A 12,556-nucleotide genomic window follows, 5' to 3' on the forward strand; every position below is an offset into this window, starting at 1 on the left:
TCTCCCCCTGTTGTCTATGTATTTAAAATGAAATCTGCCTAATAAAAAAAACCTAAAAGCAATTGCATTCACGTGTTGAGTGAAGCAATGCCTTTAGGTTTTCATCGGAAAAGACAATAAAATAAGAGAGTTATCTCTTATTTTCTGCTCACTCATAGTCGAATCCTTTACGGTGATTCGGTAGAAACTCGCAGGCCATATCCCTGCTATTATATGAATGATTCATTTTTTAATTGTATTAACATTATAACACCGCAAATGAAGATTTCAATAGTAAATCGATTATTTTACGAACTTTATAGTTTAAAATAATCCGAATATTCGTGTTTGTCATTTTTTCAACTGTGATAATTATCATTGCGCTCTAATTATCCGCGCTGCGTGCTTCCTTTTTATCATATCTCGTTTCTGTTTTTCTTCTTCACATTTTATTCACAATTTAACGATCTGTATTGTGACATATATCACTGATATATCAATTTTACAACATAAACATAGTGAAAATATTACCAATGAACAGTTTGTGAACTAGTGAAATCTATCTAGATTCTAACATTTAGTCTTGTATGATGGAGTTGTAATCATTCATTTTTCAAAGCTTTGAAAGGAGTGGACGAAGGTGGCGAAAACGGAACTCAGGAAGAATGTAAAAACAGAAGTGGAAGATAGCTCTTCTCTTAAAGGGACGTTAGCTTCCGTATTCTTATTAGGTTTCTTTCTAATTGTTTCATGGGTAGGTGTGTTCTTTTTATTTTTAGATCGTTTTTAAGAAGTTGAAAGGGGAAAATAGCCATGCATATGCATAAGTTTGAAAAAGTTTGGCTAATCTTTGGGGTCGGGACATTGCTTGTTTTTCTAACAGTTTTAGGTGTAAGCGCATTCTACCTTGGAAACCAGCCTCCAAGCTGTTTAGCGACAATTGATCCAGAAAAGGTTGAAACACAAGCACCATTTAATGAACCGGGCTTAAAAAAAGTTGAAGGAAAAGCATGGGATTATGAGCTTGTCTTTGTTGCACAGGCATTTAACTATAATCCAGGTGATGTAGAAATTCCATTTGGAGCAACAGTAAAAATTATTGCAACCACTAAGGATGTCATACACGGTTTTGAAGTTGCAGGCACAAACATCAATATGATGCTCGAGCCAGGCTATATCAGTGAACATATCACAACATTTGATAAGACCGGTGAATACTTAATACTTTGTAATGAATATTGTGGTGCGGGACACCATTTAATGACTTCCAAAATCGAGGTGGTTGAATCATGATCAACTCAGCAGACAAACTGAAAGTTGACCGCCGTGACGGCAAATTGGTTATGGCACAGATCTATGTTGCCTTTATTGCTTTATTAATAGGAGGACTTGCAGGATTATTGCAGGTGCTTGTACGCTCAGGCAGGTTCGAATTGCCGGCAGGGATTGGCTATTATCAAATTTTAACTGTTCACGGTGTTGTTTTGGGTCTTGTCTTAACCACATTCTTCATCATTGGCTTTATGCAGGCATGTGTAAGTAAAACAGCCGGAACATTTACAACTAAACAGCGAACCATCGCGTGGATTGGTTTCTGGTTAATGACAATTGGAACAGTGATGGCTGCAGTTATGATTCTTCTAAATGAAGCTAGCGTGCTTTACACCTTCTACGCTCCGCTTCAGGCTCACTTCCTGTTTTATCTTGGATTAACATTAGTCGTTGTCGGCAGCTGGCTGGGAAGTGCTGCTATTATTATGAAATATGCCGAGTGGCGCCGTGCTAATCCAGGTACACCTAGTCCGCTGCTCACATTTATGGCTCTTGTGAATGTGTTAATGTGGATTGTTGCGACTCTTGGTGTAGCTGCAACCGTTTTGATTCAGCTTCTTCCATGGTCTCTTGGATTAGTTGAAACCGTTAATGTCGGTGTCAGCCGTACATTATTCTGGTATTTTGGACATCCGCTTGTTTATTTCTGGTTATTGCCGGCTTATATGGCCTGGTATGTTATCATTCCAAAAATCATTGGCGGCAAGATTTTCTCAGATTCTTTAGCACGTATGTCCTTTATCTTGTTTTTGCTTTTCTCCATACCTGTCGGGTTTCATCATCAGTTATTAGAACCGGGAATTGACGCCGCATGGAAATTTCTACAAGTTGTTTTAACATTCCTAGTCGTTATTCCGTCATTGATGACAGCCTTTTCACTCTTTGCAACCTTTGAGACATTTGGGCGCTCAAAAGGAGCAAAAGGCTTATTCGGCTGGTTTAAAATGCTGCCATGGGGAGATGCACGCTTCGCTGTTCCATTTATCGGAATGCTTTCCTTTATCCCTGCTGGTGCAGGAGGATTAATTAATGCTTCCAACCAGATGAACCAGGTTGTTCACAACACGATCTGGGTAACAGGACATTTTCATTTAACACTAGCAACCGCAGTTGTATTAACGTTCTTTGGAATCACTTTCTGGCTAGTACCGCATTTAACTGGACGTGTATTAACAAAAGCGATCAATAAATTAGCTCTTATACAAGGTGTGCTCTGGGCAATTGGAATGACGTTTATGTCCGGCGCCATGCATGCTGCCGGGTTGTTAGGTGCACCGCGCCGCTCTGCTTTTTCTGAATACGGTGGTGCCCCGCAAGCCGCTGAATGGATTCCTTATCAAGTCGCACAAGCAGTCGGCGGTTCCATTCTATTTTTAGCGATTATTCTAATGCTCTATATCTTTGTGAATCTTGCATTCTTTGCTCCAAAAGGAGAAGAGGAATTCCCTATTGGTGAAATGTCCACTCATGCTGAACCGGCTCCTATGGTTTTTGAAAACTGGAAAATTTGGATGGGCATTACCGTTTTATTAATTTTATTTGCTTATACCATACCATTTATTGACCTTATTCAAAATGCGCCGCCTGGTTCAAAAGGATATAACAATCTCTGGTAAAGCAAAAATAGACATTTTAAAAGCGTCTGCATATCAGCAGACGCTTTTTTTCTCACTAAGAGTGAACTCCTCTATCTTTTGGAACTCTCAACTTTTTGCTGTTTATATTGACGGCAATCACTGACCCAAGAATACAGACAGCACCTAATACTTGGGCATTACCGAAGAATTCACCAAAAACAGCTACTCCAATGACACAGGCAACAACTGGTTCGATGGTTGCTATAATCGCAGCCTTACTACCTTCTGTCTGCTCCAAACCTTTCGTATATAAGATATAGGCAACAACAGTTGGTATTAATCCTAGACCAAGACTTAGAAGCAATACTTCAAATGTCATAAATAACTGTATTTTCTCCCATAGTCTTGTAAAAGGAACTAACGCTACAGAAGCTACTAGAAAGGTATAAAAAGTAACAGTGTAGGATGAGTACTTTCTTAAGGCAAATTTCCCAAAGATTGTGTACAATGCATAACCCAAGCCAGATCCTAACCCGATCAGAAAACTGATGGCTGTTAAATTTGAATTCCCTCCACTTAAGCCGGTGATCAGAGCACATCCTAAAATTGTTGCGAATACTGCTATTAATTTCTTCCTATCTATCTTTTCTTTTAAAAAGAAGAAAGATAGAACAGTGACAAAGGCAGGAGCGGTGTATAACAGGATGACCGCAACTGAAACACCTGCCTGATTCATCGTAGTAAAGTAACAAAAGTTAAAAAATACAATACTAAGTATCCCAGTACCGATAAAATAGCGGATATCATGCCATTGTGATAGCTGCATCTCTTTACGATAGGAAAAGACTCCTAAGAAAAAAAGAAAAAATGCAGCCGATATTACCCTGATAGCAACTATTTCCATCGCAGAAAACCCTAGATTTCCTAGCTCTCTTACAAATAAAGCTATACTTCCCCATAATGCAGCACCTGAGGCAATGAAAAGCGCAGGTTTGTATTTATTCATCATTCACATCCCTTTTTGATTGAGATGAGCCCATTAACCTGTCCGAGCAAGGGACCTTTTCTTAGTTTAATTGATATACTTTATTATATTTTTCATATAAATACTCTACTAAATGCTGTGCGTTTAACCCTTCCCCTGTTGCGTCCTGAAGGATTTCCAGCGGTTTTTTCATTTTGCCGAATTGATGTACATGCTTTGTAAACCACTCTTTAATTGGTGTAAGATTGCCTTCTTCTAACAGCTGATCAAAGTGAGGCAAGTCCTTCAGCATTGCATTTTTCAACTGGGCCGCATACATGTATCCAAGTGCATAGGAAGGGAAATAGCCAAAGCTGCCGCCAGACCAATGAACATCCTGGAGCACACCTTTTGCATTATTGTCAGGCACTACACCCAAGTATTCCTTATATTTTGCATTCCACACTTCAGGCAGATCCTTTACTTCAATTTCATCATTGAAAAGGCCCTTTTCAATTTCATAACGAATAATAATGTGGAGCGGATATGTTAGCTCGTCTGCTTCGATGCGAATCAAGGATGGCTTTGCTTCATTGATTGCTGTATAAAAATCTTCTACAGCTACATCATCAAACTGACCGCTGCTATATTGCTTTAATAGATCATAGTTCTTTTTCCAGAATGATAGATCTCTTCCAATAAAGTTTTCATAGAATAATGATTGTGATTCATGAATGCCCATTGATGTACCATCACAAAGCGGAGTTCCAATTAAATCTTTGCTTATATTTTGCTCATATAAGGCATGCCCGCCTTCATGGATTGTTCCAAACACTGCCGTCCGAAAATCATTTTCATCGTATTTTGTCGTGACCCTCACATCTCCAGGGCTCAGACCAATCGCAAACGGATGAACCGTCTCATCCAGCCTTCCCGCCTTAAAGTTATAACCCATTTGTTCAAGAATCTCTAAGCTGAAGTCTCGCTGAGCTTCTTTTGGAAACTGTTCATATAAACATTCCGTCTTAGGCTTTACTTTTGCCTCTGCAATTTGCTTGACGAGCGGTACAATCTTCTCGCGCAAGTTCCCAAACACCTCATCCAGTGTTTCAACAGTGATGCCTGGTTCGTACATATCCAGTAATGTATTATATTTATTTCCTTCGTAACCCCAATACTCAACAAAACGTTTATTCATTGAGACTAGCTTTTCAAGATAAGGTCTAAACATTTCAAAGTCGTCTTTCTCTTTTGCCTCTTCCCAAGTACTTTCCGCCTGTGATTGTAAAATAACATATTCCTTATACTCTTCAGCAGGAATTTTTTTATTGCGGTCATATTCTTTTTGGCATAGTTCAACTGTCTTCACTGTTCGTTCAGACAGTCCTTTTTTCACTTCATCCTGGGAAAGGGCTTGAAGAAACCCAGCCATTTCATCAGAAGTTGAAAGGTGAAATACCTCCGAAGAAAGCACACCAATCGTTTCAGATCGCTGCTCTACTCCTTGTTTTGGTGCTCCCGTGCGCAAATCCCAGAAAATAAGGGAAAGGGCTTCATTATATGCTTCCATTTTCTTTACATAATCAAGAAATTTTTGTTCTGTTTGTTGAATCGTCATCAGGCAGTCCTCCTATGTATTCATCTTCACTTTTACATCTTATCATATTTTTCTGAAATTTTTTCTCAAAATCGTTGAATTCCACATATGTCAAAGCCATTTTAGTACGTTATAATTAGGAAGTGCCTTAACTCTATGAATACATTAAAATATAGGATGAGGAAGTTTAATTCATGAGATTTTTCATTTTATTGATAGTGTTTATTTCCTTTTTTGACATGTTTTCGCAATTGCCCATCATGAGTACATATGCAAAAGGTTTAGGGGCAGGATCTGCCATTATCGGCATAATTGTCGGCATGTATTCTTTTTCTAATATGATCGGCAATATGCTTGCCGGCTATTATATCGACCGCAGCAGAGGAAAAACCATTCTGATGATTGGACTTGGTCTGTGCGGAGCAATTCTCTTTCTTTACCCCTTTGCCGTTACTCCTGCTCAATTATTAGGAATTCGCTTCCTTCATGGTTTTATCAGCGGATTTATTGTTCCTGCTGCCTTTACCATGATTGCGAACAGAAGCGAATCAGGTACTCAAGGCAAATCGATGGCCATTACTGGTGCAGCAGTAGGAATTGCCGCTATCGCCGGACCTGCTTTTGGCGGAATTGCCGGCTCTGGGAATGTTCAGACTGTCTTTATTGTAAACGGAATTTTAATGCTTCTAACAGCTGCCGCAGTCCCTTTTTTCATTCCAAAACAGGGAGTCAGCGGAGCCTCTTCTGAAAAGAAGGCTGCCAATCAGTCTGGCAGGTCCATCAGTTCATTAATGATATTCAGCTTTATCGGTGCCTTTAGCCTGATGTTTGCTCAAGGAGTATTAGCTTATATGCTGCCTCTTCAAGTGGAAATGCTGCAGTTTAGCTCATCAGCAAGCGGCACACTGTTAAGTACATTTGGCATTACGGCAATATGTATCTTTATACTGCCAACAAATAAGCTTTATGACAAGTATAAACCTTTTCGTTTAATGACTCTGGGAATGTCGGTCATTGGCTTTGCTTTATTGCTTCTAAGCAATAGCACAAGCCTGCTTATGCTATATGTTTCGATGGTTATTTACGGCCTTGGCTTTGCATGGCTGTTCCCATCTATTTCTGCCCTATTGATTCAGCAGACAGCACCAGAAGCAAGAGGAAGAGCATTTGGTTATTTTTATGCCTTTTTCTCACTCGGGTCTGTTGCTGGATCAGCCATTACCGGTGCTCTGACAGTTAGTTTTAAGAGCGGATTTCTGATTGCAGCCTGTCTGTTATTTGGTAATGTATTATGGATGTCCTTATATAACATATGGAAAAATCTCCCTAATAAGGTTTAGGGGGATTTTTTATGTTGAGTTTATTGCGGCTGAACGGGAACTACCTTTTCTATTGCTGAAAGAGCATCCTTGTTTTCATTTTCCTGTAATAAAATGTGAACTGTTCCTTGATCCTCGTGAGTTCGAATCAGTCTGCCAATCCCTTGGCGAAGTCTTAAAATCATGTAGGGCATGTCCACTTGTTTGAATGGATCCTCTGCTCCTTCTCTTTTAGCAGTAAACACTGGATCATTCGGCGGATACGGCAGAGAAAAGATGATAACATTTTCGAGTGAACGGCCTGGAATATCCAATCCTTCCCAAAGTGTCGTTGAACATAATACTGATTGTTCTTCGTTTTGGAATTTAGATACCAATGTACTAATTTCACTTTCACCCTCAAAGTAGACTGGCCATTGCAGCTTCCCTGCAGCTTGCGCTTTAAAGGCAGCCAATTCAGCCTGATTATTGAAAAGAACGAGTGCCCGTCCTTCTGATTCCTCTATTTGTGCCATTGTATACTCTATTTTTGCATGTAAATCGTCTGTTTTAAACACTGGCATTTTTATGGTCATACTCTCATCATAATCAAATGGAGATTCTACCGAAAAAGATAGATAGTCTGTCATTCCTAAGCTGTTTGCCATATATTCAAACGATTTGTTTTCCGATAATGTTGCAGAAGAAAACACAAACGGCTGTTTTTGGGAAAAGACTTCTTCTTTCATAATTTCCTCAACCATTTTTGGCATGATGACCAGCGTATGTTCTAAGTTATGGTCTTCAAACCATGTTATACCCTTTAACTCTTTTAAGAATAAGGAAAGGGAATAAGAGATTTGCTCCAAATATTCCTCGACAATTTTCAAATCATATTCATTAATGACATACATTTCACTTTCGAATACCAGCTCTTCTTCTAACGTGCTGATTAAATGAAGCAGTTTCTTTCCTTCTGCCAGAACAGCTGGTGTTTTTTGAATCGTACGCTTTTCAGATCCAAGTTCCTCAGTAGAAGCATTAACCAATTCTGAAAAGAACACTTCGTTCTGATAAATCGTATCTTCGATTGTATTTAATGTTGTTTCCCGTACATCATTTGCCATTAAACGTGTAAGAAGAGATTCTAAAATCTGCTCTGTGAAACGATATGTCAGTGCTTTTTGAGATGCATACTCTAATAAATGGCCTTCATCAAAAACAACACACGAGCTCTCTGGCAAGAGCGGAAGCTGCCCTTCTCGTTTGCGTGATTCTTTTGTCCAAATATGCTCCATATAAAAGTCATGTGAACAAATGATAAGATCACTTGCTTTGCGATAGTGCTCGCGATGCAAAGTCTGTCCGCAGCGGTGACGCTTCTCACATGTGAAGCAGTCTTGCAATGAATCCCAAGCCACATTTCCCCAATGCTCATCTGTTAGGTGCGGATAATCCTTGCGATCACCATACTTGTTAAACTTTTGCATAGAAGATCCACTATGAATAAAATCAGGCAGCATATCAAACACTTCATTGTATACTTCATTATCGTTTGCTGCTACAAGCTGATCAAGCTTGTTTAAACATAAATACTGATCTCGGGACTTTGCCAAACGGACATCAACATTTAAATTCAATGCCTTTTCAAGCTTTGCAATATCCCCTTCTTTTTTTACAAGCTGTTCAATTAAGTTTTCATCTGCACATGCAATAATCGCAGGTTTGTTTTTGTATCTGGCATAGGCAATCGCATATAAAAGATAGACAATCGTTTTACCCGTTCCTACGCCTGCCTCAGCAAAGATTATTTTGTTTTCTTTGAAAGCTTTCTCAAGCTGGAAGGCCATAAAGATCTGCTCATCCCGCATTTCAAAGCCAGCTTCAGGAAGAATATCGTAAAAGACATCTCCAATCCACTCACTGAGTTTTTCGTAAAAAGATTCTGTTTTTGCAATTGCAAATGGCATTCGGCTTTGCATGCTACCCCTCCGTATAATCTGCTCTAAATTTATTTAGATCTATCATTTCATTAAACAAATAAAAAACCTTGCACTGGGCATGGTTTTTCTTTATCGTCTTTTTTTGTTGATGGAGTTCATATCGTATGCGACAACGTTTTTATACTATCAGAAAGGGATAAATGAGCCTCTCAGAAGAAGGCTCGACATCGTGGCTCATTTTAGGACTTGCCAGCAGGCTATTTAACTGCTTTTTTTTGAAAACGAGAATGTCATGGCCTGCTGCAGTTCTAATTGTGCATGTTTGAGTTTATCAAGACCAGCATACGACTGTCCATTCTCCTCAATCATTTTCCCCATAGAGGCATTTAATGCATGAGCAATTTTATTAAAATCTATTCTGCTGTCTTTCATCGTCTTTCCTCCTGCCGAATATAATATAACTATTATATTCAGCAGAGGATCAGTCTATTCTTTCTGTTTCAGTGAGTTCCTTAAATAACTATTGCTGCTGACGCGGCGGCCTTTTTCCCCAGAATTGATAATAATCTGTCTTAATAAATCCATTAAACAGCTTTCTCTTTTTCGTTGCCTTTTTTCCAAATACAGTTTCAAACTCTTCGTCGGAAGTCAGCATATAAATAGACCATGTATCATATGGTGAAAGTGCTTGTCCCATTTCCCGGTACATTTTCTGAACATCAGGCTTGTCCCCAAGACGTTCACCATATGGGGGATTGCCAATGATGACTCCATACTCTTTTGTGGTTGTAAAATCTCTCACTTGCATTTGTTTGAATTGAACCAAATCACCCAAACCTGCTTCAAAAGCATTTTCTTCTGCCATTTTCACTAAGCGGTGATCAATATCAGAACCTGTAATATCAAGGGGCTGATCATATTTAGCCAGATCCTCTGACTCTTCTCGCACTTTGTCCCAAATATCCTGTGGTATCCAATCCCATTGCTCTGAAATAAACTCCCGGTTAAAGCCTGGAGCAATATTCTGTCCAATTAATGCCGCTTCAATAGGAATTGTGCCTGAACCGCAAAATGGATCAACAAATGGCTTATCTGCTGTCCAATTTGTAAGCATCACCAAAGCAGCTGCTAATGTTTCTTTAAGAGGGGCTTCACCTTGGTCAATTCTGTAGCCGCGTTTATGCAGTCCGCTTCCTGAGGCATCGATCGTCAAAAGAGCCACATCTTTGTGAAGAGCTACTTCAATTTTGAACATCGGCCCGTTTTCTTCCAGCCAGCCTGGAATTTTATAATGAGTTTTTAGGCGGTCCACAATTGCCTTCTTCACGATTGCCTGACAGTCAGATACACTAAAAAGCTTAGATTTAACAGACTTTCCTGAAACCGGGAAATTTGCGTTTGCCGGCAAATACCTTTCCCAAGGAATGCTTTTTGTTTTCTCAAACAGCTCATCAAAGCTTGTTGCTCTAAATTCTCCGATCTTGATTTTAATTCGGTCAGCTGTTCGAAGCCACATATTGCTTCTCGCAATTGCAGTTTCGTCACCTTTATAAGTTATTCTCCCATTCTCAACCTCGCACTCATAGCCAAGATCTCGCACTTCTTTTGCTACAATGGCTTCTAGACCCATTGCAGATGTAGCAATTAAATCATATTTCGTCATATTCTCACCCTAACATCATTTTCTCTGCAATTACATTCTATGTAAAATTCTTGAGATCGAATTTTATCTGCCAATTTTTAGTTACATACTGCAAGAAAGGCTCTCCTGTGTGGAGAGCCTTTATAATTATTCCCAAAAAAAATCGCAATAATAACGTTCTGTAAGCCATGTTTTGTACCATTGTACTGCAAACGACTTCAGTCTCGTACATAGGTGGTAATCATCTATCTACAAACATATATATGTTTGTCCTTCTCTTCGTTCATTTTCTCAGAGAAAGTGCCCCTACCATAATTTGGGTTTCTCACTCGTGGGGTTTACCTCGTTCCACCCTTTTCATTTCTGAAAAGGCTACGTCACTGTGGCACTTTCAAGGTATTCACACCATATCAACGATTGACTTAGGTGTTTTCCCTGCCGTCAGCTTTGACACTGCCCTAGCTTATGACTTCGCTAGGCACGAACACTACCGGCATCTCAGCCAGTGCGAGCATGGACTTTCCTCTACAATAAAAATTGCAGCGATTACCCGAACGTTATTAATGACACAAATAGTATTATATGAAATATGTTATGCAATAGCAATGGTTTTTACAAGAAATCTAGAGAAATCCTGTCAATCGTACAGTTTGTTGCCAAAAACATGCTTTTCAAGATTCGAGAGACGTTTTAAAATATCAAAATTTGTTGTACCTGCAGTCTGCGGTGCAGCAGCACGTCTTGGTGTTTCCTCTGCCTGCTTTTTCAATCTCATATTTTCCTGCTGCAGTTCATCAATCATGGAGAAAAATGTTTCGTAATCCTTAATTATGACATCAAGGAATTTATCAACATCTTCTGGTTTATAACCTCTCATTGATGTTTTAAATTCTTTTTCCAATATATCCTTAGCACTTAAATTTAACTTTTGCTCCAACATCATCTTCACCTCAGTATATCGCCAATCATTCTTTATATTTTTTCAAATCTATAGTCTTTTGTCAATTTTAATCATAGCTGTCATGTGAATTCAGTTGTTCTTCTTCAACAAGCACTTGCAGATCATAGAAAGTGATTTGCCTGATCTCATAGTTCTCTGCATCGTCCTTTTGTTTTGCAGCCTCATATAAGAACTTCGGACTGCCTTCTTTTTCTGGATCATAAAATAAAACTAATGTATCGCTTTTTTCAACAACAAATTGATTTTTTAGCCTGAGCTGCTGCGGACCCTCATATGGTTTGTGAGATACCGATTCAATAAAATCAGCACCGGCAAGCACCGATTCATACCATTCTTTATTTTTATCACTCCAGTTTTGTTCTTGCTCGTAAAATGGCGTGATGACTGCGAGCTGCAGTTCATGATATCCTTCAAGCTGCAATTCAAAAACGACTTCAGCCGCCCATAGCTCTGTGCCAAGCTGTCCGCTGATTAAAACCCACTCTAAACCCTCATCTGCTAATTGCAATATATGCTTTTTAAGTGCCAACTTAATAAATTTAACGGAAGGGTGATCCATTTGAAAAATGCCAAGTTCAAACGGCTTGTACCCTGATACCATTGCAACCTTAGCCAAATAAAAAAGCTCCCTATTTAATCACCTGCCTGCAGCAGGGATTATGTATTGACTTTATTTTACCATAACATCACTTCTTTTTGATAAGAAAATTAATCGAAGTGTTTATCAGTCATGTACTTGTCTTTTAATTTTAAAACTTTATTTACTAACAGCAAGAGGAAGACCTGTTTTCATGAAATACAAAAAAGCTCTGGAATGATCTCCATCATTCCAAAGCTTTCAGCATAAACCTTATTTACGGAAACCGAAACCAGGAGCGCCGAAACCTGGTCCTGGAGTGCCAAAACCTGGTCCTGGACCGCCAAATCCTGGTCCTGGAGTACCGAAGCCTGGCCCTGGACCGCCAAATCCTGGAGCAGCTCCGAATCCTGGAACTGGACCTGGTCCTGCTACAAATTGCTGGTTCGTTACCTCGTTTACAGTAGATTGAGTTTGCGGGAAGTAATGAACGTGATCATAGTTAATATGGTTGACTGTAGTTGTATGAGTTGGATGAATATGTGGCACCACGTTGTTTTGGAATGTGTTGTTCACACAGCACTTCGTCGGATGCACAACTGCAGGTAAAACATTCGTTTTCTTTGGTCCGCAATGCATAAGTGAAGATCCCCTTTCATCATTTATATTTTATTTACATTAATAAT

12 protein-coding genes, 1 other RNA gene and 1 riboswitch are annotated in these 12,556 nt (G+C 39.3%); of the genes, 4 read left to right on the forward strand and 9 right to left on the reverse strand.

What is annotated here, in order from left to right:
- Positions 1–135: 135 nt before the first annotated feature.
- Positions 136–237: riboswitch (purine riboswitch) on the reverse strand.
- Positions 238–619: 382 nt separating this feature from the next.
- The 3 genes from J1899_RS13840 to J1899_RS13850 are packed head-to-tail and all read left to right on the forward strand — an operon-like array spanning position 620 to position 2,927.
- Entirely contained in the window at positions 620–769 is a 150-nt protein-coding gene (locus J1899_RS13840; RefSeq protein WP_080845514.1) for a cytochrome c oxidase subunit 2A, read from the forward strand.
- A gap of 23 nt (positions 770–792) precedes the next feature.
- Complete coding sequence (locus tag J1899_RS13845; RefSeq protein ID WP_066444348.1) at positions 793–1,272, forward strand: cytochrome c oxidase subunit II; 480 nt, start codon at positions 793–795, stop codon at positions 1,270–1,272.
- A complete protein-coding gene (locus J1899_RS13850; RefSeq protein WP_214474597.1) occupies positions 1,269–2,927 on the forward strand; it encodes a b(o/a)3-type cytochrome-c oxidase subunit 1 in 1,659 nt (552 codons plus the stop codon). Before J1899_RS13845 ends, J1899_RS13850 begins: the two co-directional genes overlap by 4 nt.
- A 55-nt stretch (positions 2,928–2,982) precedes the next feature.
- Here J1899_RS13850 and J1899_RS13855 read toward each other — a convergent pair whose 3' ends face one another.
- A complete protein-coding gene (locus tag J1899_RS13855) occupies positions 2,983–3,897 on the reverse strand; it encodes a DMT family transporter (RefSeq protein ID WP_343216720.1) in 915 nt (304 codons plus the stop codon).
- A gap of 58 nt (positions 3,898–3,955) precedes the next feature.
- Positions 3,956–5,470 (reverse strand): carboxypeptidase M32, encoded by a 1,515-nt coding sequence (locus J1899_RS13860; RefSeq protein ID WP_214474599.1) that lies wholly within the window; start codon positions 5,468–5,470, stop codon positions 3,956–3,958.
- Positions 5,471–5,643: 173 nt separating this feature from the next.
- Here J1899_RS13860 and J1899_RS13865 point away from each other — a divergent pair, with 173 nt between their 5' ends.
- Complete coding sequence (locus J1899_RS13865; protein ID WP_214474601.1) at positions 5,644–6,789, forward strand: MFS transporter; 1,146 nt, start codon at positions 5,644–5,646, stop codon at positions 6,787–6,789.
- Between the two features lie 20 nt (positions 6,790–6,809).
- On the opposite strand, the gene J1899_RS13870 is transcribed toward J1899_RS13865, so the two are convergent.
- From J1899_RS13870 to J1899_RS13900, 7 genes are all read right to left on the reverse strand, one after another.
- Positions 6,810–8,729, reverse strand: a complete 1,920-nt coding sequence (locus tag J1899_RS13870) for an ATP-dependent DNA helicase (RefSeq protein ID WP_214474603.1) — start codon at positions 8,727–8,729, stop codon at positions 6,810–6,812.
- A gap of 222 nt (positions 8,730–8,951) precedes the next feature.
- Entirely contained in the window at positions 8,952–9,122 is a 171-nt protein-coding gene (locus J1899_RS13875) for a hypothetical protein (RefSeq protein ID WP_161598839.1), read from the reverse strand.
- Positions 9,123–9,210: 88 nt separating this feature from the next.
- The gene (locus J1899_RS13880; RefSeq protein ID WP_066444326.1) at positions 9,211–10,353 is read right to left on the reverse strand and encodes a THUMP domain-containing class I SAM-dependent RNA methyltransferase; all 1,143 of its coding nucleotides are present in this window, start codon (positions 10,351–10,353) and stop codon (positions 9,211–9,213) included.
- 156 nt (positions 10,354–10,509) lie between these two features.
- Positions 10,510–10,890: RNase P RNA component class B (gene rnpB / locus J1899_RS13885), an RNA gene on the reverse strand.
- A 79-nt stretch (positions 10,891–10,969) separates the two neighbouring features.
- On the reverse strand, positions 10,970–11,272 hold the full coding sequence (gpsB, locus tag J1899_RS13890) for a cell division regulator GpsB (RefSeq protein WP_066444324.1): 303 nt from the start codon (positions 11,270–11,272) through the stop codon (positions 10,970–10,972).
- A gap of 67 nt (positions 11,273–11,339) precedes the next feature.
- Entirely contained in the window at positions 11,340–11,894 is a 555-nt protein-coding gene (locus tag J1899_RS13895) for an SLOG family protein (RefSeq protein ID WP_066451536.1), read from the reverse strand.
- Between the two features lie 249 nt (positions 11,895–12,143).
- Entirely contained in the window at positions 12,144–12,509 is a 366-nt protein-coding gene (locus J1899_RS13900; protein ID WP_214474610.1) for a CotD family spore coat protein, read from the reverse strand.
- Positions 12,510–12,556 lie beyond the last annotated feature (47 nt).

The organism is Cytobacillus gottheilii (genome assembly GCF_018582665.1).
In the GTDB taxonomy this organism is placed as follows: Bacteria; Bacillota; Bacilli; order Bacillales; family Cytobacillaceae; genus Cytobacillus; species Cytobacillus gottheilii.